General features: G+C 69.7%; 15 protein-coding genes and 2 pseudogenes. 9 read left to right on the top strand and 8 right to left on the bottom strand.

Annotated features, from left to right (window positions below; translation table 11 throughout):
* Positions 1-95: 95 nt before the first annotated feature.
* A pseudogene (locus ACTRO_RS49640) lies at positions 96-737 on the bottom strand (Lrp/AsnC family transcriptional regulator); the annotation flags it as partial.
* A 126-nt stretch (positions 738-863) separates the two neighbouring features.
* Between ACTRO_RS49640 and ACTRO_RS14145 the strand changes: the two are divergent.
* The 3 genes from ACTRO_RS14145 to ACTRO_RS43315 are packed head-to-tail and all read left to right on the top strand — an operon-like array spanning position 864 to position 6,761.
* Positions 864-2,273 (top strand): MFS transporter, encoded by a 1,410-nt coding sequence (locus tag ACTRO_RS14145; protein WP_051450818.1) that lies wholly within the window; start codon positions 864-866, stop codon positions 2,271-2,273.
* Positions 2,274-2,325: 52 nt separating this feature from the next.
* Entirely contained in the window at positions 2,326-4,566 is a 2,241-nt protein-coding gene (locus ACTRO_RS14140; RefSeq protein WP_034263553.1) for a 3-deoxy-7-phosphoheptulonate synthase, read from the top strand.
* Positions 4,563-6,761: an SDR family NAD(P)-dependent oxidoreductase gene (locus ACTRO_RS43315; protein ID WP_051450817.1), complete on the top strand. Its 2,199-nt coding sequence runs from the start codon at positions 4,563-4,565 to the stop codon at positions 6,759-6,761. The genes ACTRO_RS14140 and ACTRO_RS43315 overlap by 4 nt, the downstream gene beginning before the upstream one ends.
* On the opposite strand, the gene ACTRO_RS14130 is transcribed toward ACTRO_RS43315, so the two are convergent.
* Entirely contained in the window at positions 6,683-7,132 is a 450-nt protein-coding gene (locus tag ACTRO_RS14130) for a DUF6069 family protein (RefSeq protein WP_034263552.1), read from the bottom strand. The two genes, ACTRO_RS43315 and ACTRO_RS14130, sit on opposite strands and share 79 nt — an antisense overlap.
* 187 nt (positions 7,133-7,319) lie before the next feature.
* Here ACTRO_RS14130 and ACTRO_RS14125 point away from each other — a divergent pair, with 187 nt between their 5' ends.
* Positions 7,320-7,682 (top strand): YciI family protein, encoded by a 363-nt coding sequence (locus ACTRO_RS14125; protein ID WP_034263551.1) that lies wholly within the window; start codon positions 7,320-7,322, stop codon positions 7,680-7,682.
* A gap of 13 nt (positions 7,683-7,695) precedes the next feature.
* The gene (locus ACTRO_RS14120; RefSeq protein ID WP_034274811.1) at positions 7,696-8,967 is read left to right on the top strand and encodes an RNA polymerase sigma factor; all 1,272 of its coding nucleotides are present in this window, start codon (positions 7,696-7,698) and stop codon (positions 8,965-8,967) included.
* Positions 8,968-9,005: 38 nt separating this feature from the next.
* Here the strand turns inward: ACTRO_RS14120 and ACTRO_RS14115 are convergent, their stop codons facing one another.
* Positions 9,006-10,739: an RICIN domain-containing protein gene (locus ACTRO_RS14115; protein ID WP_034263550.1), complete on the bottom strand. Its 1,734-nt coding sequence runs from the start codon at positions 10,737-10,739 to the stop codon at positions 9,006-9,008.
* Between the two features lie 480 nt (positions 10,740-11,219).
* On the opposite strand from ACTRO_RS14115, the gene ACTRO_RS14110 reads away from it, so the two are divergent.
* Together ACTRO_RS14110 and ACTRO_RS14105 are read left to right on the top strand one after the other, a co-directional pair.
* Complete coding sequence (locus tag ACTRO_RS14110) at positions 11,220-12,740, top strand: endo-1,4-beta-xylanase (protein WP_084316251.1); 1,521 nt, start codon at positions 11,220-11,222, stop codon at positions 12,738-12,740.
* Positions 12,741-12,857: 117 nt separating this feature from the next.
* Positions 12,858-13,451 carry an amidohydrolase family protein gene (locus ACTRO_RS14105; protein ID WP_084317072.1) on the top strand — a complete coding sequence of 198 codons (594 nt, stop codon included), beginning with the start codon at positions 12,858-12,860 and terminating at the stop codon, positions 13,449-13,451.
* Here the strand turns inward: ACTRO_RS14105 and ACTRO_RS14100 are convergent.
* A pseudogene (locus ACTRO_RS14100) lies at positions 13,428-15,061 on the bottom strand (glycoside hydrolase family 43 protein). The gene ACTRO_RS14105 and the pseudogene ACTRO_RS14100 overlap by 24 nt on opposite strands.
* 34 nt (positions 15,062-15,095) lie before the next feature.
* Positions 15,096-15,989 carry a carbohydrate ABC transporter permease gene (locus ACTRO_RS14095; protein ID WP_084316250.1) on the bottom strand — a complete coding sequence of 298 codons (894 nt, stop codon included), beginning with the start codon at positions 15,987-15,989 and terminating at the stop codon, positions 15,096-15,098.
* 11 nt (positions 15,990-16,000) lie between these two features.
* Here ACTRO_RS14095 and ACTRO_RS48875 point away from each other — a divergent pair, with 11 nt between their 5' ends.
* Positions 16,001-16,921 carry a glycoside hydrolase family 26 protein gene (locus ACTRO_RS48875; protein ID WP_051450816.1) on the top strand — a complete coding sequence of 307 codons (921 nt, stop codon included), beginning with the start codon at positions 16,001-16,003 and terminating at the stop codon, positions 16,919-16,921.
* 81 nt (positions 16,922-17,002) lie between these two features.
* Positions 17,003-17,563, top strand: a complete 561-nt coding sequence (locus ACTRO_RS48870; RefSeq protein ID WP_051450815.1) for a hypothetical protein — start codon at positions 17,003-17,005, stop codon at positions 17,561-17,563.
* A gap of 921 nt (positions 17,564-18,484) precedes the next feature.
* Here ACTRO_RS48870 and ACTRO_RS14085 read toward each other — a convergent pair.
* The 3 genes from ACTRO_RS14085 to ACTRO_RS14075 form a co-directional block, all read right to left on the bottom strand.
* Positions 18,485-19,897, bottom strand: a complete 1,413-nt coding sequence (locus tag ACTRO_RS14085; RefSeq protein WP_034263549.1) for an IS1380 family transposase — start codon at positions 19,895-19,897, stop codon at positions 18,485-18,487.
* Between the two features lie 461 nt (positions 19,898-20,358).
* A complete protein-coding gene (locus ACTRO_RS14080; RefSeq protein ID WP_084316249.1) occupies positions 20,359-21,873 on the bottom strand; it encodes an IS4 family transposase in 1,515 nt (504 codons plus the stop codon).
* Positions 21,874-22,203: 330 nt separating this feature from the next.
* Positions 22,204-22,527: a DUF1330 domain-containing protein gene (locus ACTRO_RS14075; protein WP_034263548.1), complete on the bottom strand. Its 324-nt coding sequence runs from the start codon at positions 22,525-22,527 to the stop codon at positions 22,204-22,206.
* Between the last annotated feature and the right edge of the window lie 165 nt (positions 22,528-22,692).

Genomic DNA, 22,692 nt, shown 5'->3' with positions numbered 1-22,692 from the left:
GGCGCGGGCACGTCCAGCCAGAGCGTCGTGCTCACGGACTGGCCGCTCAGCCGCGGGCTCGCGTCGCAGCGCAGCACGAGGCGGCCGGAGCGGCGCAGGTCGCCGACCCGCCGCCGGACCGTCGACTCCGGCATGTCCGTGTGCTTGGCCAGTTCCGCGAAGCTCATCCGGCCGTCCGCGCCGAGCGCCTGCATCAGGGCCCGATCGGCCATCACGTCGCGCAGCGGCGGCTCGGCCGGACGGACCGAGGGCGCCTCGCCGCTGATGGCGCGGCGCTGAGCCGCGTCCAACGCCCCCTCATGCCACGTGCTGCCCTCCCGGACCAGCCGCTCGACGAAGGCCGTACGGGTGCGCAGCACGCCCGGGACGCGGCCGATCCGCTCCAGGACGTACGCCGTGACCTGGCCCGGTTCCAGCGCCGCCACGGTGATCAGCAGGTCCGCGTCGCCGCTGACGACCTCCACGGTCGGCGTGCGGGCGTCGCCGGCCAGCGTCTCGGCCACCGACCCGACCGAGCCCGCCTGGCACTCCACACACACCAGCGCGGTCAGCCCGATGCCCATCCGCTCGGCCGAGGGGTAGCAGGTCACCCAGGCGTCGCCGTCCGCGGACAGCCGGCCCCAGCGCCGGGACAGGGTGGCCTGGTCCACGCCGAGCGGGCCGGCCAGCTTGGACCAGGGCGCGCGCGGGTCCACCCGCAGCGCGTCGACGAGGGCGAGGTCGAGTTCGTCGATCATGGCTGATCCTTGCGTGCAGGCGGGCTTCCCGGCGGATTCGTGCGACGATAGCGCATCGTTTCCCCCGGCGGCGATCCTTTCTCGCACTTCACCTCCCGCGATCCGCAGACCCGACCGGAAGTGCCCATGCCACGTCTTGCCCCGCCGAACGCCGGCGCCGCGCTCGTCCGCTTCCTCGTGGTGGTCGAGTTCTTCAGCGGCACGCTGCAGGGCGCCTTCCCGGTCCTGCTCCCGGATCTCGGCCGCACCCTGCACTTCGGCGCGGGCGACCAGGCCATCGTGCTCGGGGTGAACTACCTCGTCTCCGGCATCACCGTCCCGGTCTCCTCCCGGCTCGGCGATCTGTTCGGCCACCGTCGGCTGCTGCTCGCGACGCTCGCGATCGCCTGCGTCGGGTACCTGCTCTCCGCCGCCGCGACCGGCCTCGCGCTGCTGCTGGTCGGCCAGGCGCTGGCCGGCGTGCTCAGCTGCTGGCTGCCGCTCGAGCTCGCCCTGCTGCGGGACCGGCTCGGCGAGGATCGCGGCGGGCGCGCCGTCGGCCCGCTGGTCGGCTCGCTGACGCTGGGCACGATCGTCGGCGCGGCGCTGCGTCCGGGCCTGTGGATCCTGGCCGCGCTGCCCGCGCTGGCGCTGCTCGTGGTCTGGCGCCGCGTCCCGGAGTCGACCACCCGCGCGCTCGGGCGGGTGGACTGGTCCGGCGCGGCCCTGCTCAGCCTCGGCCTCGGCCTGCTCTTCGGCGGGTTCAGCAGCGTCGGTTCGCACTACGGCGCCCTGATGACGGGAGCGCTGCTGGCGGGTGCGGCGGTGCTGCTCGCACTCTTCGTCCGGCAGGAGCTGACGGCCGACTCCCCGACGGTGGACGTGCGCATGCTCGCCCGCCGGTCGACGGCACCGGTCTTCGGCCTCAGCTTCCTGCTCGGCTGCGCGCTCTACGGCTCGCAGTCCCCGACACTGTCCTTCGAGGCGGCCAAACCGGCATCGACCGGCTACGGACTGGCCGCCGACGACCAGCTGCTCGGGCTGCTCTCGCTCCCGGCGGTGCTCGGCGCGATGATCGGCGCCCTCGCCGCGCACCGGCTGGCCCGCCGCTTCGGCGGCCGCGCCGTCCTGACGTGCGGCTTCGCTCTGAGCGCGGCTGGCTACCTGGGTATCGCGCTGCGCCACGGCAGCGCGGGCGCGTTCATCGCCCCCAGCGCGGTCACCGGCTTCGGCGCCGGCCTCGGGCTCAGCCTGCTGCCAGGGCTGCTGATGCACCGTCTGCCGGCGGATCAGACCGGCATCGGCACCGGCGTCTACAACACGCTCAAGACCCTGGCCGGCGCGGCGACGGGCGCGGCCGGAGCGGCGCTGCTCGACTCGTTCCTGCTGCGCCCGGGCGTGCCGACGCAGAGTACGTACGTCGCGATCTGGTTCGGCTGCAGCGCGCTGTGCGTCCTGGGCGTGCCGATCGCGCTCGCCCTGCGCAACGGGCCCGAAAGCCGGCCGGAGCCGGTACCCGGTGGTGATGTGTCCGAAATGGGGATGTTTGCACAGTAAACTGCTTCATGAGGCTAATGTATAGCCTGTGAAGCTTTATCCGATTCCTGACATGAACGGCGCCGGGGCCTGTCCGCCGGACTCCGCCGACACCGTCCACGCGGTGAGCCACCACGCCTTTCTCGACCCGGCCACCCGGATGCTGCTGAGCTCCGACGGCTCGACGACCCGTCTGCTGGAAGCCGTGGTGGGCCCGCTGCACCTGCAGGTGCTCCACCAGGCGGTCGCCGGTTCCGCCGAGGTGCCCGAACCGATCCGTACGGCGCTCCGTCTCGACGGCGCAGTGCCGGTCCTCAACCGATGCTCGGCCCTGGTGGACGGACGCTCGCGTCTGGTCTCGCTCAACCACGTGGTCGCGCTGCACACCCCGGAGACCCAGGTCGGCAGGATCGTGTCCGGCACCGACCACGGCATCGGCCCGGAACTGGCCCGCCAGCGGGTCGAACACCGGCGCGAGCAGCTCGTGACCGGACTGGCCCGTTGGCCGGAGGGGCCGAGCGGACGCTGGGCGGCGGTGAAGGTCTATCTGATCTGCCACGGCGACGAGCCGCTGGTGTATCTGCGGGAGCTGTTCAACCCGGCGCTGGTTTCCGCGGCCACCGCCGATCCGGTCGCCGTGCCCGCCCGCGACGACGGCGCACGGCGCAGGCCTGCCGCCGTGTCGGTGCCGCGTCGGCCCGGTTCTCAGGATGCGGAGATCCGACGGGCGCGGCTCGGCACCATGCCGGGGCCGGTGTCGGCTGCGGACTGCCGCTCCCTCTCCGAGCTGACGGCGCTTGCCGCGACCGGACAGGGCTTCGTGATCCAGGTCGGCGACCGTGCGAAGAGGTTCGACCGCTGTACGCAGCAGGATGTGCAGGACCGGCACGCCCTGATCCGGCTGCTGGCCGCGACCGCGAACCGCGGCCTCGGCGTGCCGGTCGCGGCTGTGAACCGCATCGCAGGTGCCCGACTCGAGGGTATGTTCGAGGCGTATCTGCACACTGCGAGCCTCCTCAACGCGCTGCACAATGCCGATCAGGCAGCTGACACGCGGCTGGTGGACCGGATGCAGGAGCGTCTCGGGCAGCTGCCCGGGCGCCATCCGCGCGCAGAGGCCGCGCTCGCGCAGGCGGCCTTCGCGACGCGGTTCGCCGTGCCCGGATCCGGATGGCCGCGCACGTTCGTCTCGCACGATGTACGCGTCCTCGACTACGAATACGCCCTGACCCGCACGGATCCGGCCGCGGGCGTATTCGCCTCCTCCGGGCATCTGCCGGCGATCGGCGAGCATGCCCGCGAACTCGACGGTGCGCACATCGCGTTCGCCGCGTCGATCGCGAACCCCGTCTCCGTCGAGGTCGGCGACGACGCCACATCAGAACAGCTCCTCGGCCTGTGCGCGCGCCTCAACCCCGCGCGCACGCCCGGCAAGCTCGCCTTGATCGCCCGGATGAGCGCCGACCGGCTGCGGACGAAGCTGCCCGGGCTGCTCGAGGCCGTCGCGAAGTCGGGACACCCGGTGGCATGGATCTGCGATCCCCTCGGCGACACCCAGGCGGGGATCACAGCGTTCTTCGACGTGCACGCCGCGGCGGGCATGCGTCCCGGCGGCCTGCATCTGGAAGCCGCCGCCGAAGACGTCGGCGGTGACGAGCGCTCCTTGCGAGCGCTCGAATGCGTCCTGCACACCGTCGACCTCGCGATCGGCTTCGCGCAGGCCGCCGCGACGACTACGAGCCCTGCGGCCGCCCCACCCGCGTCGACGATGCAGGAGCCTGATGTGACGCGACGCAAATGGGGCCGGCGTTTCGATCTCTACGACACCGACGGAGACGGCTGGATCAGCCGCGCCGACCTCGAACGGTTCATCATCGAACTCGCCTCCACGTTCCTGCTTTCCGACAGCTCGCCCAAGGTCTGTGCCGCGCTCAGCGCCCAGCTTCACCTGTGGACCTCGCTCGCAGAGCGGGTCGGCGGCAGCGACAGACTCAGCAGGCAGCAGTTCGTCAGTGCCGCGCAGGCGCTGCGGACCGCGCACGCAGAACACTTCCGCACCCTGGTCAAGGCCGAGGTGGACACCGCCGTGGCGTTGGCGGACGTGTGCGGCGACGGGGAGATCGAATCCTCCGGCTTCGTCTCCTTCATGGCCGCGACCGGAGTGCCCCGGCACCACGCCGTGACGTTCCTGTCCACGCTCAGCGGCGGCGACCGGGTCGATACCGGGAAGTGGTCGGAGTTCGCGCTGCGCTACTTCACGAGCGCCGACCCGCGCGACCCGGCCAACGCTCTGCTCGGCGAGGTGTACGCATGAGTGGCAGCCTCCTGACGGATTACGTCCTGGGCCGAGCGGCCGAATACGGGGACAAGCCCGCCGTCGTCGACGCCGCGACCGGCGAGGCGATCACCTTCGGCCGGATCCCCGCGCGGATCGAGGAGATCGCCCAGGTTCTGCGTCATCAAGGCCTGAGACCCGGCATGGCCGCGGCCGTGCGCATGCCCAACGGGCCGCAGCTGCCCCTCGTCCAGCACGCGATCCTGAGCCTGGGCGCGGTGGCCGTCTCACTCAATGCCCTGACGACCGAGCCCGAGACCGGCTCGGCGATGGTGCAGACCGGCGCCGGTCTGCTGATCTGCGAGCCGCCGGGCGCCATCGAGGCCGCCGTGTGCGGCCCGGCCCCATCGCGCTCGTCAGACGGGGCGGACGGGGCGGACGGTGACGCGCCGGCGATGGTGTTCATGTCGAGCGGCACCACGGGCACGCCCAAGCCCGTCTCTCTGCCGCACCGCAGCCTCATCGGCGCGCTCGCCCGCCTCGAGGCCGTCCACCGGGTCGAGGCCGACGACGTCGTCTTCTGCGCCGTCGCGCTCTCACACGTCTACGGCGTCCAGTCGGCGCTGCACCCGGCTCTGCGTGCCGGAGCGAGCGTGCTCACCCTCGCCCGCTTCGACCTCGATCTGATGATCGACGCGATCGTGCGCCACCGGGCCACGCTCCTCTATCTCGTCCCCACCATCCTGCGCAGGCTCGCCGACCACCCGCGCCATCGCGAGCTGGCCGGCCTGCGCGCGATCGTCTCGGCCGGATCCCCGCTCGGAGCGGACCTCGCCGAGCACGCCGCGACCCGGCTCGGCGTGCGGATCGTGGAGAACTACGGCATGACCGAGGCGGGCGGCGCCACCCATACCGTCCCCGACGACGCCCGGCCCGAGCCCGGCTCGATCGGGCTGCCGCTGCCCGGTATCCGCTGCCGCCTGGTGGATCATGCGACCGGCCGGGAGGCGGATCCGGGCGAGCCGGGCGAGCTGTGGATGTCCAGCCCGGATTTCGTGCAGGAGGGCTGGCTGCCGACCGGCGACGTGGTCGAGCGAGCGGTCGACGGCGGCTACCGGATCGTCGGACGCATCAAAGAGCTGATCAAGTGCAACGGCAATCAGGTCGCGCCGGGCGAGCTCGAAGCCGTACTGGCGCAGCACCCTGACGTGATCGACGCGGCAGTGGTCGGCGTACCGGACGAGCGCTACGGCGAGGTGCCCAAAGCCTTCGTCGTCGCGTCCGGCGCCGACGGAGCGGAACTGCTGGCCTACGTGGCCGAACGCGTCGCACCCTATAAGAAGGTCCGAGCGATCGAATTCGTCGCGGCCCTTCCTCGCAACTCGGGCGGAAAGGTCCTGCGGCACAGGCTTGCGACGAGGAACGGCGCGCCCGTCACCGTCGTCACCGGCGGCAGCCGCGGCTTCGGACGCGCGGCCGCCGAGGAACTCGTCCGCCGCGGCCACCGCGTCGTCCTGACCGCGCGTGGCTCCGACCGGCTCGCCCGGGCCGAGGAGGAACTGCGCGCACTCGGCGGCGACGTCCTCTCCGTTCCCGCCGACCTCGCCGAGCCGGGCGCGTTCGAGGCGGTGCTGTGCCGCACCGAAGCAGAGTTCGGACCCGTCGGCACGCTGGTGAACAACGCCGGCGTGCAGGGACCCGTCGGAGAGCTGTGGAAGATCGACCCGGACCAGTGGTGGGCGGCGATCACGGTGAACCTGCGCAGCGCCGCGCTCGCCTGCAGCGCCGTGCTGCCGGTGATGACGCAGCGTCGGCAGGGCCGGATCGTCAACATCGTCAGCCACGCGGGCGTCGCGCAGTGGCCGCACCTGTCCGCGTACTCGGTGTCGAAGGCGGCGCTGATCAAGCTGACCGAGAACCTCGCCGCCGAGACCCGCCGCTACGGTGTCGCGGTCTTCAGCTTCCACCCCGGGCTGCTGGAGATCGGGCTCGGCGAAACGCAGCTCGCCACCGAGGCGGCCCCGGGCTCGTGGTCCGCCAAGGTCTCCGACTGGCTGCGCCAGGAGCAGGCGGCGGGCCATCTCACCCCCGTCCCCGACGCGGTGGCTGCCCTCGCCCGGCTCATCGAGCAGAGCGACAGCCAGCGCACCGGCAGCTACCTCACCACCGCCGACTTCCCGGCCGCGAGCCGCCGCGCCACGATCGGGATGACCACGGCTCCGGCGATCAGGTGAGCGGCGGCGAGGACCAGCTTGGTGGAGACCGCCGTATCCTGGGCCGTCAGCGGCACGAGGAGTGAGAGCGCGAGCAGCGGCAGCGTCAGGCCGAGGTAGATCCGGGCAGGGTCGCGAGCGAAGCGGGCCAGTGCGATCACGACGAAGGTGAACCAGAACGTCACCACCATCGTCCCCATCGCTAACATGCCGACAGTGATCGTCGAGGCCTGATGCGAGCCGAAGCCGGCCGCGCGCATCGGCACGTCGGCCAGGCGCGCGGCCAGCCCCCACACCTCGACGACGACGCTCGCGGCGAGCCCGGCGAGGTACGCGACCTGCCACACCGGACGGCGGGACAGGAACGCGAGGGACGCGGCGGAGCTGGACATGGGTTCCTCCTCGATTGCGGACGGTGCTCTCACCGGGGAGACGGTCCCGCCGCGCGCGTCTCTACATCGGGCCCGAGCGGATTCGGTAGAAAGAAATCGAGCGGACCGTGTCGAGGGCGCGGGGACGGCTCCGTCACGTCAGTGAGAGCGCCGAACGGGCGCGCAGACCGAGAGGAAGGCGACCACGATGAAGTACCTGCTCATGATCTACGGCAACCAGGAGAAGTGGGCGAGCATCCCGGCCGAGCAGTTTCCGCAGGAGATCGCCAAGCAGGACGCCTACAACAAGAAGTACACCGCGACCGGCGAGCTGCTCGGCGCCTTCGGGCTGGCCGACGCGGTGGCCGCGAGACTGGTCACCCGACGGGACGGCGAGCCGGCCGTGAGCGACGGGCCCTACCTGGAGACGAAGGAGTACATGGCCTCGTTCTACCTGATCGACGTCGAGAGCGAGGAGCGGGCCTACGAGCTGGCCGCGGACATGCCGTGGGCCGACCAGAACCCGACCGAGGTCTGGCCGATCCTGCACGAAGCCGCGAACGACGTCTGAGCCGGTGGATGCGGTGACTGACGACCGTCGACGGGTCGAGGACCTGCTGCGCGAGCTGGCGCCGCAAGTCCTCGGCACGCTCACGCGCCGCTACGGCCGCTTCGACACGTGCGAGGACGCCACCCAGGAGGCGCTGATCAAGGCCGCGCGGCTCTGGCCCGAGGACGGCGTCCCGGTCCACCCGCTCAGCTGGCTGCTCACGGTGGCCACCCGAGTGCTGATCGACGAGTACCGCAGCGACACGTCGCGTCGGCGGCGTGAGGACGCGGTGTTCGCGGCGACGCCTCAGTCCGAGCTGCTCGCCCGTCCCGCCGACTCGGTCGCGCGGGGCGGGCCGACGGACCGGGACGACTCGCTGGAGTTGCTGTTCCTGTGCTGCCATCCGGCGTTGTCCGTGCCCAGCCAGATCGCGCTGACGCTGCGCGCCGTCGGCGGTTTGACGACGGCGCAGATCGCGGCGGCGTTCCTGGTGCCCGAGGGGACGATGGCGCAGCGCATCAGCCGGGCGAAGGCGACGATCAAATCCGGCGGCATAAGGTTCGAGATGCCGGCCGGCGAAGCGGAGGCCGCGGAACGTCTGCGGGCGGTCCAGCACGTCCTGTACCTGGTCTTCAACGAGGGATACACCGCCTCGTCGGGCGAGGACCTGACTGCGCCGAGTTTGTCCGACGAGGCGATCCGGCTCACCCGCCTTCTGCGCCGCGCGCTGCCGGAGGACGGTGAGACGGCCGGACTGCTGGCCCTGATGCTGCTGACGGACGCCCGCCGCCCCGCCCGCACGTCGCCCGGCGGCGCGCTCGTGCCCTTGGCCGAGCAGGATCGCGGACTCTGGACTCAGGACTCGATCACGGAGGGCGTCGCCCTGATCTCCGAGGTGCTGCCGCGGGGCGTGGTCGGCCCGTACCAGCTGAACGCCGCGATCGCGGCCGTGCACGACGAGTCGCCGACGATACAGGACACTGATTGGCCGCAGATCCTCGGGCTCTACGATCTGCTGGAGCAAGTCGCGCCGAATCCCATGACCACATTGAACAAAGCGGTCGCGGTCGCCATGGTGCGCGGGCCCGAAGCGGGCCTGGATCTCGTCGTAGCCCTCGAACAAGACGGCCGGCTCGCGCGCAACCACCGTCTCCTGGCGACCCGCGCGCACTTGAAGGAGATGTCCGGCGACCCCTCCGGCGCCGTGACCGACTACCGCGAAGCCGCCCGGCGCACCGCCAGTCTTCCCGAACGCCGCTATCTCTCCGGCCGCGCCGCCGCAATGGACGGCACGGGCCCCGCCTGAAATTCGCGGGACCCGTGCCGTGCTCAACGCTCCTTATGTCAGGAGCTCACGAGCTTCCACAGATGGTCTGAGGTGCCGTTGTCGTTCCATTGCAGCGCCAAGGCGCCGGACGTGGTCGAGGCGTTGGCGATGCCGAGAGCCAAACCGCTGTTGGCATTGACGATTTGATACTCGCCGTTGCCGACCGGGTTGATGTACCACAGGTGATCAGCGGTACCGTTGTCAGTCCATTGCAACGCGTCGGCACCGGCGGCCGTGGAGGCGTTCGTGATGCCTAGGACCAGGCCGCTGTTCACGTTCACGATCTTGTACTTGTCGCTGCCCTGGCTGACCAGCTTCCACTCGTGGTCGGCGGTGCCGTTGTCAGTCCACTGCAGCGCGCCGGCCCCCGACGCGGTCGAGGCGCCGCTGATGCCGAGCACCAGGCCGCTGTTGACGTTCTGCAGCTTGAACGTGCCGGACAGCGTGGACGGTGTCGGAGTCACGATGAGCTGGTAGCCGTTCGACGCGTTCATCGAGTTGACCGGCACGGTGATCGATCCGTTGGAGATGGTGTAATCGCCCACGGAGACCGTCTGCGGCCCGAGCGAGGCCGTGGTCCGGCCGGCCGAGACGACCTGTTCGAGCACCGCGTGCGCGGTGCCGCTGAAGCCGGACAGGCTGCTCAGCCCGTTGACGGTGACCGCGGCCGAGCCGCTGCCGCCGCCGAAGATCACGTTGACCTGGTTGCGGGCGGAGTTGACCGAGGCGGCTCCGTCGATGCCGGTCTGCGCCGGCGGAACGGTGGAGACCATCTCGCCGCTCATCTGGCCGTACCAGTCATACAGCCACCAGGCCGCGTTCTGCGCGCCGCCGGTGCCGGTGAGCGTGTCGCCCATGGTGCCGTACTGGTTCCAGAAGGCGAGATCGGCCTCGTACACGCCGGCCCGCTCGAACTTCGCGATGTAGCCGGCCAGCGGGCCGGGCACGCCGGCCTCGCTGGTGGTGGCGTACTCCTCGATCACGATCGGCAGGGGGCTGATGCCGAGGCTCTTCTCCAGCGCCACGCACGCGGCCACGTCGGCGACGATGTTCTGCTGGCCCTGCAGCTCGTGCCAGCTCAGGTACTGCGGAAGGGCGTTGTTCGCCTTGGCGTAGCTCAGGAACGAGGACATCGAGCTCTGGTTCCAGGCCGAGTAGCTCGGCCCGTCGATCGGGATGCTCGAGTCGTTCTTGCGGATCTCCTGGTACGACTCGACCCAGCCGGCGTTGAAACTGCCGGCGGCCGAGGTGTTCCAGGTCCAGTCCGGCTCGTTCCAGATCTCCATGGCCTGGATGTTGCTCGCGCCCGAGGACTTGACCGAGGCGACCTGCTTGTCGATCGCGGAGAGCCAGTCGGACCAGCTCACCCACTTGTACGGGAAGTTCGGGTACCAGTCGGGCATCCGCACGATGACCTTGGCGCCGGCCGCGGCCGCCTCGGGGGCCACGACCAGCGCGTCACCGGCGGGCGCGGGCTCGCCGTTGGGCAGCTGCTTCCCGCCGGGGGCCATCTGGACGAAGCTGCTGGGATGCAGGGGATTGACATCGGCCGCGGACGGCGTGCCGTTCGCGGACAGGCCGTAGAGCGCGCCGGAGGCCACATGGGTGACCGAGCGCAGGTTGGTGCTCGCGTTGACCACGAGGGTGTTGGACGAGGATGCCGCGGATGCCGGGGTGAGCGCGCCCGGCGCGAGGAATCCCGCGGCGAGCAGGAGTGCGAGCCCGGGCGCCGTCGCCTTGGGTATTCGCATGGGGGTCACGTCCTTCGGAGAGAAGGCGGAAGCCGCTACGTGCGCGGATTCCGGCGATCGGTGGGGTGGCGCGCAGAGCGCAAACGATTGCGTCGCGTACCCTAGAACTGCCCTGCGAAGTTGTCAAGGTTCGATGCATGCTGAGATAGCACTGGTAGTAGCGTGGAGAAAACAAGGAAAAGTTAGGAAACGTAAAGGGATCGCGCGGTCCTGATCATCCGGGCCGCCCGGCGGACGGCGTCGAACCGGTCCGCGGCGGGGCGCCCGGGCACGGCCCGACCACGGCGCCGGTAGGCCGAAACCAGGGCCACGCGAGGACCGCGATATGAAAGTTTTCATATCCCAACTGCAACGCTTCCACTTCCATGAGCTGCCGCTTGACGCCGTGACGAGCCCTGCTTAGCGTCCGCAATGCTCGACGGAGCCCGCATCAGGCTTCGAAACATTCCCTTGCGCGAAACCTCGGAAGGACACCGGTTCATGCGCTCCGACCCCCACGCCCGGCCCGGCCGGACCACTACCCCGGCCACGGCCGCGGAGCCCCTGCCCTGGCACTCCCGCCGGCTGACGGCCGCGGCCGGCGCCGTCACCGCGGTCGTGCTCGCGGCCGGGGCGACCCTGCTGTCCGCGGCCGGCCCGGCCAACGCCGCCACCTCGCTCGGCTCCCTCGCCGCGGCCCAGGGCGGCCGCTACTTCGGCACCGCGCTGACCCAGAGCAACCTGAGCAACTCCGCCCTGACCGCCGTCGCCAACGCCCAGTTCAACATGGTGACCCCCGGCAACGAGATGAAGTGGGACACCACCGAGCCCTCGAACGGCTCCTACAACTTCGGCCCCGGCGACCAGATCGTCTCCTACGCCCAGGCCCACGGCATGAAGGTGCGCGGCCACAACCTGGTCTGGCAGAGCCAGCTGCCCTCGTGGGTCTCCAGCCTGCCCAGCACCCAGGTGCAGGCCGCGATGGAAGCCCACATCACCACCGAGGTCACCCACTACAAGGGCGAGGTCTACAGCTGGGACGTGGTCAACGAGCCGTTCAACGGCGACGGCTCGTACGTCTCGGACGCCTTCTACAACGCCATGGGCGTGGGCTACATCGCCGACGCGCTGCGCACCGCGCACGCGGCCGACCCGAACGCGAAGCTCTACCTCAACGACTACAACATCGAGGGCGAGAACGCGAAGAGCAACGCGATGTACTCGCTGGCCCAGTCGCTGCTCTCGCAGGGCGTGCCGCTCAATGGAATCGGCTTCGAGAGCCACTTCATCCTGGGCCAGGTCCCCTCGGACATGCAGGCGAACATGCAGCGTTTCGCCAGCCTCGGCCTGGACGTCGCCGTCACCGAGCTCGACGACCGGATCACCCTGCCGGCCACCTCGGCCAACCTGCAACAGCAGGCCACGGACTTCGCCAACGTGGTCAAGGACTGCCTCGGCGTGACGCGCTGCGTCGGCGTGAGCCAGTGGGGCGTGGGCGACGCCGACTCGTGGGTGCCCGGCACCTTCTCCGGCCAGGGCGCCGCGACCATGTTCGACCAGAACTACCAGCCCAAGCCCGCGTACACCGCCGTGGTCAACGCCCTCGGCGGCACCTCGGTGACCCCGCCGCCGACCACCCCGCCCAGCTCCGCGCCGCCGAGCAGCGCCCCGCCGAGCAGTGCTCCGCCCACCTCCGGCGCGGCCGGGACGTGTTCGGTCTCTGATGTGGTCAGCGCCTGGAACACCGGCCTGACCGAGCAGATCACCGTCAAGAACACCGGCACGAGCACGATCAACGGCTGGAAGCTGACCTTCACCCTGGCGTCCGGCCAGACGATCACCAACGCGTGGAACGCCACGATCTCCCCGAGCTCCGGTTCCGTGTCGGCGGCGAACCTCAGCTACAACGGGACCATCGCCCCCGGCGCGACCACCAGCTTCGGGTTCCAGGCCAACCACACCGGCAACACCGCCGCCCCGACCAACTTCGCTCTGAACGGAGCGAGCTGCACGAGCGGCTGACGCCCGGCCCGATCATCCGAGCGGAATCCGAGCGGCCCCGTCGTATCGACGACGGGGCCGCTTCACGCTGTTCCGGCGGGCGCGTCATCCGGCTGGTGCAAGGTGATCGGCGACTGGATGCCCGACGACCCGGCCGTGCCGCTGCACCTGCTGCGTTCCGTGACCGAGGCCGTGCACGCGATCGGCGGCAAGGTCGCCGTGCACTGCCAGACCGCGGAAGGATCGCGCAACGCGGTCTTGGCCGGCGCCGACAGCCTCGAGCACGGCATGCACCTCGACCCGGCGCTCCTCGACCAGATGGCAGCGCAGGGTACTGCGCTGGTCCCGACGTTGAGCGTCCTCGTCACCCAGATCGACAACCTGCGAACGAAGGATCCGAGCTTGCGCAGGGACTGGCTGCTGAGCGGCTGCCTGGGGATGGCGCCCCTGGTCCGAGCCGCGCACGAGGCTGGGGTCACGGTCCTCGCCGGCACGGACATGTTCGAGTTCGGCAAGGTCGCCGACGAGGTCGGCTGGCTGATCGACTCGGGCCTGCCGGTTGAGGCGGCACTCGGTGCCGCCTCATGGACGGCGAGAAGCTGGCTCGGCCTCTCCGGGCTCGCCGACGGCTCGCCCGCCGACCTCGTCGCTTTCGATGCCGACCCCGCGAAGGACCCGACCGTCCTGCACCGGCCCAGCCGGGTCGTCCTACGCGGACGCGTCATCAGGTGACGGGCTCCCGCTGAAAGCCGGCATCGCCTCGTACCGCGCGTGGTCGAAGTCGGCGTGGAAGCCGTCGGCCGCCATGTCCATGACCCACATGCCGACGAAAGCGCCGGTGAAGCCGGGATGGTCGCGCCCGGCGACGACGCCGGTGTGGGCGACATGCTCGTCCGAGAGGATGGTGGCGTCGAGCTCCACCGGGACGCCGCGCCAGCCCTCGCCGGCGTCGTAGCTGAAGCGCAGGGTCGGGCCGGACAGGTCGACGCGCAGCCCGAGCGGCCCGGCGGGCACCTCGACCGTCGCGGCGGGGTGCGCCGTTCGCAAGCCGTTGTCTTCCGTCATCAGCTGCAGTTCCCGTCGTCCCTCGGGAGTGACGGTCACGTAGAGGTAGTGCCAATCTCGGGTGTTGTAGTACGCGGTGATACCGCCAGGTGGTGGAACGAGCGAGGCTCGCAATCGAGCGAGACGGCGAGCGAACAGCGGCTGTCCGTCACCCGCCGCGCCACCAGGCTCGGGGTGCGCGGGCCGTGCGGGGACTGGCCGCCGGTGATGCGCAGGTGCGAGGGGCGCGCGTCCAGGCGCAGCCACTCGACCGCCGCCGGACGTCGCAGGGTACTCCATTGCGCACCGAGCACGGGCGCGTCGAAGTCGTCGTGGGCGGGCGGTTGCGGAAACGGGCGCTCGGGCAACGCCGGGCCTTCGACCTGCTCGTGCGGCACCCCACCGACGACGCGCGGCCAGCCGTCCGCCGACCACTCCACCCGCTGCACCGCCGTCTCCCGGCCGAGCACGCACTTGCCGAGCGGCGTGTAGGGGCGCGCGGTGAGGTGGGCGAGGAACCACTCGACGGTCTGTGTGCGCACCAGACTGCCGTGGCCCGCCTTCTGTAGCACCAGATTCGGATGGCCGTGCGCGGTCAGCATCGGCCCGGCCGGATCGGCTTCGTAGGGTCCGTATATGTCACGTGATCGGGCGACCGTCACCTGATGCTCGTATCCGGTGCCGCCCTCCGCCACCATCAGGTAGTACCAGCTGTCGACGCGGTAGAGGTGCGGGCCCTCGGTGATGCCCGCGGGAGTTCCGGTGAAGATGGTCTCCGGATCGCCGGTCAGCTTGCCCGCGGCGCAGTCGTACGGCTGGATCTGGATGCCGGCGAAGGGCCGGCGGCCCGGATGCCAGTCCGCCGTCATCGAAAGCAGATAGCAGGACCCTTCTTCGTCGTGGAAGAGCGAGGGATCGAAGCCGCGCGCGTGCACGGCGACCGGGTCCGTCCACGGCCCCTCGGCGGATTCGGCCGTGGTGACGAAGTTCGGGGTGTCCCACCAGCCGTGGCCGTGGCTGGCGACGTTGGTGAACACCAGGTGGAAGCGTCCGTGCGCATGGCTGAGGCAGGGCGCCCACACCCCGCCGGAGTCCGGCGCGCCGGCGAGGTCGAGCAGCCGGGTCTCGGTCAGCGCCCCGCCGAGCGGCCGCCAGTGCGCGAGATCGCGCGAGTGGTGCAGGCTCACTCCCGGGTACCACTCGAAGGTGGAGGTGGCGAGGTAGTAGTCCGCCCCGACCCGCAGGATCGAGGGGTCCGGGTGGAAGCCGGGCAGGACGGGGTTGGTCACGGCGGGCATCGCCGCGAGGTCTCCTTGCGCGGGGGTGGGTGGATCAGCGTCCGAATCCGGCGGTCAGCCCGGCCAGCAGGTGGCGCCGGCCGAGGAGGTAGAGCACGAGCAGCGGGAGCATGGAGAGCACCACGGCGGCCATGGTGGAGGGCACGTCCGTGCCGTGGTTGCCCTGGAAGTTCCACAGGCCCAGGGTGAGCACCCGGGTCGAGTCGGACTGGGTGAGCACCAGGGGGAAGAGGAATCCGTTCCACGCGCCGAGCGCCGTGTAGATCCCGACGGTCAGCAGGCCCGGCCGGGTCAGCGGGAGCACCAGCGTGCGCAGGACGCGGCGCGGGGTGGCGCCGTCCAGGCTCATCGCCTCGTAGAGCGACTCCGGGATGTCGCGCATGGTGCTGCTCAGTACGAGCACTGACATAGGCGGCGAGAAAGCCGCTGTGGGCAGAATGATCGCGAGCAGGGAGTCGTACATGTGCACCCGCGTCATCAGGAAGTACAGCGGGATGATGGTCGCCTGCGCGGGCACGGCCAGGCCCATCAGCATCACCGTGAAGGCGATGCGCATGCCCCGGCTGCGGCCACGGACCATCGCGTAGGCGGCGGGAGCGGCCAGCGCGAGCACGATCGCGACCGTGCCGACCGTGACGGCGGCGGTGTTGGCCAGGTAGCCGAGGAATCCGGAGTCGAGCACGTTCGCGTAGCTGCCGAAGTCGGGGTGCGCCGGCGGCGCGAGCGGACCGCTGCTCAGGTAGCTCGAGCGGCTGGAGAAGCTGTTGGCGAGCAGGTAGTAGAGCGGCACGCCGACCACCACCAGCCAGATCGCCGCCGCCAGAGCGCCGGCCCAGTTCGGCCGGTCTCGCCGCCCGTGCCGTTCCAGGCGGGCCGGGGACGCGGTGCGGGTGCGGCGTCGGGCCGCCGCGGTGGCCGAGGAGCTCACAAGCCCTCCCGTTGGCTGGTCATCCGGCGCACGCCGCGGCGGCGACGGCCTTCGACGGCGCCACCCTCACCGCCCGCGACCTGCCGGCGAACGGCAAGATCCTGATGGTCGTGGGCCAGGACAGCGACACCCTGTCCGCGTATCAGAGCTCTGTGCTCGACAACCCCTCGCTCGCCGCGCCCGGCCCCGGCGGGATCACCCTGTACACCAACCTGATCGAAGGCGGGAACCCGTCCGCGCTCGCCGGCATGTTCTCCACCGCGAACTGGGGCGCGGGGAACGTGAACTTCCAGCAGACCCTCAGCCAGTACCCGAACGCCGCGCTCTCGGCCGGCCTCGACCTGTCCGATTCCGGCTCCGGCTGCACCAACCAGCCGCTGCGCGCCCTGCTCGGCGGCCCGGGCTCCGACATCACCGCGGCCATGACCAGCCAGTATCGCAGTGACCTGACCAAGATGATCAACCAGCTCAAGGCCTGGAACCGACCCACGTACCTGCGCATCGGGTACGAGTTCGACGGTCCCTGGAACTGCTACAACTCGGGCTACTACATCTCGGCGTTCCAGTACATCAAGGAGCAGATAGACGCGCTCGGCGCCACGAACGTCGCCACGGTCTGGCAGAGCGCCGCGTGGCCGATCGACACCGACACCTCCGACCCGCAGTACGACTACATCGTCACCGACCCGAACCACCTCAACGAGTGGTACCCCGGCGACCAGTACGTCGACTACGTCGCGCTCTCGGACTTCTACAACTCCGGCTCCGAAGGGGAGCAGTGGGGCTGCAGCAGCTACAGCGTCGACCCGGTGAGCCTGCAGAACACGGTGCTGACTTTCGCCCGTGTGCATGACAAGCCGGCCATGATCGCCGAGTCCGCGCCGCAGGGGTACAGCAACGCGAACCTCACCCAGAGCTGCATCATGAACTAGAACCCGCAGAGCACCACGGCTCAGAGCATCTGGAATCAGTGGTACGCGCCGTACTTCCAGTGGATCGAGAACAACAGCGACGTGATCCGCGTGGTGTCCTACATCAACACCGACTGGGATCAGCAGACCCAGTGGATGTGCGGCAACGGCGACGCCGCCGGCGGCACCGGCTGCTCGAACGGCTACTGGGGCGACTCGGCGGTCCAGGACAATCCGACGATCCTGAGTGACTTCCTAACGACGATCAAGCAGTGCATCTTCGTCAACGGCACCACCGGCACCTGCCCGACCGGAGGCGCCAGCGGCCCGGCGTCTCCGCCCCCGCCGACCAGTTCGGCGCCGACTCCTTCGGCTTCGGCTTCGGCGACGGGTGGTTCTTCGGGTTCGGGTTTCTCGGAGGGGGTGAGTGGCGGTGAGATCTACTTCAAGCCGTCCGGGTTCACGGTGTCGTCGGTGTATGTGCATTACACGGTCAGTGGGCAGAGTCAGTTGAACTATGCGATGTCGTGGAATGCGTCGGCGGGGCAGTGGCAGCAGCCGGTTTCGTTGTCGGCGGGTCAGAGCGTGAGTTTCAGCTTCGACTACACGCCCACCGGCCAGGGCTACCAGGACACGACACCCACCTACAGCTACTCCGCATAGCGAGCGTCCAGTGATCTCCGCCCGACAGTGCGTCCGGCGGAGTGGACCTCGGATTTTGCTTTACTGCGCATTGATGATCGGCTGAGTGTTCCTGGGGCGTGGTGCCTTGCCGGGTCGGGGTGGTCGTCGTGGTGGGGGCGGCCGCTTCGCGTCGCCCGGTTCGTCTGACCACCCACCCACCCGTTGCGTTGGCGGGGCGGGCTGGGGTTTCAAGATCGAAAGGCGCCGCTGGCAGGCCCTTCCCTCGGAGAGAGATGCCGGGGTTTGTGGGGCGCTGGCGTGACGGGGCGGGCTGTTGTTCGGGGTGGTGAGGTTGCGGGGGTGTGCTCTCTCCTCAGTCGGTCCCCGGAGGCAATCAGGAACCTGCCGGGAGGTCAAGCGGCGGCGGCCTGCGCTGATGGTGAATCATGCATGGCGCCGCTTGACCTCCCGGCAGAACCCTGATCGGGCTTCGCCTGCCCGACCGAGGAGAGAGCCCACCCCCTGGGGGAGTGGTTTGAGCGGCGCTCGGGCCCGGGTCCCTCCCTGTGGCCGGGCCGCGCTCGATCCGGAAGAATCCTGCATCACCATGATCCGACCATCTCGATCATCGATCCGCGCGGAGGGGCCGGTGGTCCGGCCCCGCCTGATGTGAGATCTGGCATCGCCGTCTGAGCCGCTGTTTTCTTCTCTAGTCCTTCAACGCCGGGGAGCACGCCCGAGTTCCCCAGAAATATCCGGAATATTCCTTATCCAGTAAAAGCCAGATGTACGGCTTTTGTCGGTGGCGGCGTCTAGCCTCCGTCTTTCACCAAGCGTGTGAGTTCGTGGTCTGAGTCGGCTGGTTGGTGTGCCGGGTTCGAGGGCATGGCGAAGTGCCGACGCGATGGTCGGGCTCTTCCTGGTTCCTTCGGGTCGCGGCGGACGAGGCTGTGTGGTTGGTCAGCAGGTGCAGGGCCTGGGCAGGGCGGCGAGGCGGTCGAAGGCTTCTGTCAGCTGTTTCGCCCAGGGCCAGTGCTCGGCGATACGCAGGCGTGTGCGCCGGGCCGATCTGGTGATGCGCGCTGCGACGTGCAGCAGCCGGTAGCGGATCTTCTTCGGCTCGGCACGGGCGAGAGCGCCGTCGAGCAGCAGCATCCTCATCCAGCAGGTCAGGTCGATTCCGGTCAGGGCGAGTTCGAGCCAGGCCTGGTTGATGGCGTATTCGCGGGATGGGAAGCGCCCGAAGCCGGAGTCTTTGCCTGTCCGGATGCGGTCTTCGACCCGAGCGTGTGCCCGGTGACGTGCCTCGATCCAGGTCAACGGCCCGTCGCTGAGCCGGCTGTCGGTGGCGATGACCTGGTGGCGGTATCCCTCGATGGTGTCGAACAGGCTCAGTTGGGCGCCGGGGTGCGGGCGTTCGCGCCGCACGATGAACCGGGTGTCTGCGGGCAGGTTCGTACCGTAGCCGTAGAGCAGCCCGGTGATCTCGGCGACCTCGGCGCCGTCGCGTACCTGCCCGTCGGCCTCGATCGCCGGGTACCACGCTGTGGCGGGCAGTTTCGTGATCGCCTGCCGGACCTGCTCGTCGATCGGCGCGCCGACCGAGAAGCGCACGTCCACGCCCCGGTCACGCAGGGACCTGATGTGCGCGAGGAAGGCGTGCGTGCACCCGGCGGTATCCGTGCGCACCAGGATCGGGGCCCCGTGCCGATGCTCGTCCGGGATCTGCGCGAGCGCGGCGTCGAGGACCTCGATGTGATCGGCCGCCGTGTTCGATCCGGCCCTACCCGGGCGCAGGACGCCTGAAAGGGCCTCACCCGTGTTGTCCAGAAAGCACAGCAGTGGGTGGTAGCCGAACGTCTTCTTCCAGGTCGGTGTCGCGTTCTCCTTCTCGGAGTAGCAGATGCCGATCGAGGCGTCGATATCGAGCACCAGACCGGGTATCACCCGGCCGGCGGCTTCGGCCTGCGGCAGCGCGCCGCGCGTCTCGGCGCGCTGCACCCAGGCGAGTTCGCGCGCCACCGCCCGCGCACCGCGCAGCCGGGCGATCGCGGCGGCGTCGATCGAGTTCAACACCCGCCACGCCGTCGGATCCGATGCCACGGGGCCGAACAGTTCCGCCTGGTCCCGCAGCACCGCGAGGTCGCTGATCGCCTCACCGCCGTCCGCGAGCATCACCGCGAGATCGACCGCGACGCGTCCCGGCGCATGGCCGCCGGCCCGCTGCCGCAGCCCGGCGAGCGCGTCGATGAACGCGGACTCCAGTCCCGTGGCCTCGGCCAGGTCCGCCAACAGCCGGGACCCGGCATGCCCCACTACACCGCGCCCGTCGGACGAGACGACAAGACGAGGGCGCGACGTTGTACTCTTCACCTCGAAAGTGCTCCCTGCTGCAGAACATGTGACCCTAGAGAAGCCACATCATTCCAGCTCAGAGAGCACTTTCGTATATCAGGACCACGATCCGGACGCCACTACTGAAGCGCCGAGGCTAGCATGGAAGCGTACATAGGTTGTCGGGACTTGGGACTTGTGGCGGGAAGGGTGGTGGAGGTGACCGAGGGACGCGCCCGCTTGCTCGCGTACGACGCCGGATCGGAAGATCCCGGGCCGCATGCCGCACGGAATCGTCACTGTCCAGCACGTACGAGATGCAGGAATTCCCCTCAGACCACGACCGAGCCACGCGATCCCGCGCCTCGCATGACCACCGGGACAATCACACCAGGGCGATGCAGAATCCTTCCGCACCGAGCGCGACCAGGCCACCGGACAGAACCCGGCCCGAGCGCAGCTCACACCGGGCCCCAGGGGGTGGGCCAATGCCGTTCGTTTCATGTGCTCAATAGTGGGAGGAGTGTGGGTGTTGGGGGCTGTCTGAGGGTGGTGACGGGGCGGCCGGTGGCGGTTCTGGGTCGGCCGTCATAGCGGTGGGATGAGCGTTTGACGGTGCGTTCGGCGGTGCGTCCGGGTACGGGTCTGTGTGCGTAGCGGCGCAGGTCGTCTGCTATATCAAGGGTTTTAGTGACTGCTCGGGCCAGGGTGTGTGCCGCTTGGCGGATGACCGAGCGGCGCACCTCTTTCAAGACCTTGGTGAAGGAGATCTCGTCCGGGTCGCGCCCGCGCTCGTCGGCCAGCAGGCCGTTGAGACGGGTCAGCGCGTGGTTGACGGTCAGGTGCGCCCAGATCTCCTGGAGCACCAGTTCGGGGCTGCCGGAGCGCAGCACGAACGCGTGGCCTTGCTGGTAGGTCTTGAGCGAGCGGTTGCTGCCCTCTGATTCCCAGCGCTCGGCGTAGAGCGCGGCCAGTTCGGCGGCCGGGGCTTCGCCCGGATCGAGCAGGTTCGTCAGCAGCCTGACGCGTTCCCCGCCGCGCACGGTGTACTCGATCACCCGGACCCATACCGGCTGGCCGCGTCCGCGCACGCTCTGCTCCCACAGCGCGGCCAGGTAGCTGCCGTCGGCGAGCACGCGGACGTCGGCGCGGGCGATCCGGGTGGATCCGCGCATGAGCACCGCGGTGCCCTGCTCGTTGAACCGTCTGATCAGCTCCCGGCCGGGAAACCCCCGGTCCATGATCACGATCATCTCGGGGCCGGTCGCGGCGACCACGCCCTTGATCAGATCGCGTTCCCCGGTCGCGTACGGGCCGATCGCCGCCTCGCGCACCGCACGCGTCCCGGTCTCTACCAGCGTCACCACCCGCGCCTGCGGATAGCCGCCCGACTCGATCCGCCCACCCACCCGGGTAGACGGACCGCCGAAAAACCCCCGGTTCCCCGCGCTTTCGGGCACATCGAGCACGAACCCGTCGATCGCGCACACCAGCCGCCCACGCCACCGCGCCCCGGCCGTCCGCTCGCCCGCGACCTGCCCGGCCACCAGGTGAAAGAGCTCTTCCATCACTCCCGCGCCCAGGCGCTTGCGCGCCGCGTGGATCGAGGACTTCGCCGGCACGTCCCCGGCCAACTCCTCGATCGCGCCCACCAGGTTGTCCATCACGTCCTCGTACGAGTCCTGCGCAAACAACGCCAGCGCCAGCGCGTAATAGACCATGAACTCCAACGGCAAAGCATTGGGAACCAGATCCGGCCGCGCACGAGCCTGCACCGCCTGCCGCACCAACCCCGGAGCAACCCACCGCGTCAACACGCCTAGATTGACCCGATCCGTCCTACCAGCCCAAGGATGCTTCACACCCCCTCCAACGAGCCACCACACCGAACGATACGAAAAACAGACCAACTGAAACGAACGGCATTGGGGGTTGGGCTCTCTCCTCGGTCGGGCAGGCGAAGCCCGATCAGGGTTCTGCCGGGAGGTCAAGCGGCGCCATGCAGAATCGAGCATCGCCCCAGGTCACCGCCGCTTGAGCTCCCGGCAGGTTCCTGATTGCCTCCGGGGACCGGCCGAGGAGAGAGCACGCCCCCGGCACCCGACCACCCCGAACCCCAGCCCGCCCCGCCAACAACAGCACCCACGCAACCCCGGCATCTCTCTCCGAGGGAAGGCCCCCGCCGGAGGCGAAAGCTTGAAACCGCAGCCCACCCCGCCAACGCAACGGGTGGGCGGGTGGACAGAAGAACCGGGCGGCGCGAAGCGGCCGCCCACACCGAGACGACCGCCCCGACCCGACACGCCACCACACTCCAGGAGCACTCAGCTGATCATCAATTCGCCTTAGTGCTTGAGCGAATCGGCGCCGCGGTAGCCCTCGGGCACTCCGTCGACGAGGACGATATCAGCCTTCATGTTCCGGGTGCGCAGTGACATGATCTGCTGATACTCCGGCGAATCCCACCACGCCCGCAGCTGGTCGCGGCTCGGGAACTCGATGACGATCGCGTCCATCACCGCATCTCCTTCGACGACCTCTGCGCCGCCGCCGTGCACCACGAACCGCCCGTCGAACGGCTCGAGCGCGGCGTCGATGTGCTGAAGGTACTCGACGATCTCGGCGTTGAACTCGACTTCGCGAACGAACGCGATGGCGTAGGCCCTCATGGTGGCTCCTCCTCGGATTGCGGTGCCGGGTTCTTCCCTGCACTCATGACCCTACGAAGGACTCGTCGGGCGGGAATCAGTCGGCTATCAGTAATCCGAAGCCTGACGATGCTCCCCGGCTCTCTGCCCTGAGCGAACATCGTGGTTCGCGCGACGGTCCGCGGA

Source organism: Actinospica robiniae DSM 44927 (genome assembly GCF_000504285.1).
GTDB lineage: Bacteria > Actinomycetota > Actinomycetes > Streptomycetales > Catenulisporaceae > Actinospica > Actinospica robiniae.
Note: the sequence above shows the minus strand (reverse complement) of the source record. Positions and strands in the feature narration are given on the sequence as shown.

What these genes read in the sequence shown, in the direction of transcription:
- ACTRO_RS14145 (WP_051450818.1), top strand. Translation starts at nt 864, where the DNA reads ATGCCACGTCTTGCCCCGCCGAACGCCGGCGCCGCGCTCGTCCGCTTC.
- ACTRO_RS14140 (WP_034263553.1), top strand. Translation starts at nt 2,326, where the DNA reads ATGAACGGCGCCGGGGCCTGTCCGCCGGACTCCGCCGACACCGTCCAC.
- ACTRO_RS43315 (WP_051450817.1), top strand. Translation starts at nt 4,563, where the DNA reads ATGAGTGGCAGCCTCCTGACGGATTACGTCCTGGGCCGAGCGGCCGAA.
- ACTRO_RS14130 (WP_034263552.1), bottom strand. Translation starts at nt 7,132, where the DNA reads ATGTCCAGCTCCGCCGCGTCCCTCGCGTTCCTGTCCCGCCGTCCGGTG.
- ACTRO_RS14125 (WP_034263551.1), top strand. Translation starts at nt 7,320, where the DNA reads ATGAAGTACCTGCTCATGATCTACGGCAACCAGGAGAAGTGGGCGAGC.
- ACTRO_RS14115 (WP_034263550.1), bottom strand. Translation starts at nt 10,739, where the DNA reads ATGCGAATACCCAAGGCGACGGCGCCCGGGCTCGCACTCCTGCTCGCC.
- ACTRO_RS14110 (WP_084316251.1), top strand. Translation starts at nt 11,220, where the DNA reads ATGCGCTCCGACCCCCACGCCCGGCCCGGCCGGACCACTACCCCGGCC.
- ACTRO_RS14105 (WP_084317072.1), top strand. Translation starts at nt 12,858, where the DNA reads ATGCCCGACGACCCGGCCGTGCCGCTGCACCTGCTGCGTTCCGTGACC.
- ACTRO_RS14080 (WP_084316249.1), bottom strand. Translation starts at nt 21,873, where the DNA reads ATGCTCGATTCTGCATGGCGCCGCTTGACCTCCCGGCAGAACCCTGAT.
- ACTRO_RS14075 (WP_034263548.1), bottom strand. Translation starts at nt 22,527, where the DNA reads ATGAGGGCCTACGCCATCGCGTTCGTTCGCGAAGTCGAGTTCAACGCC.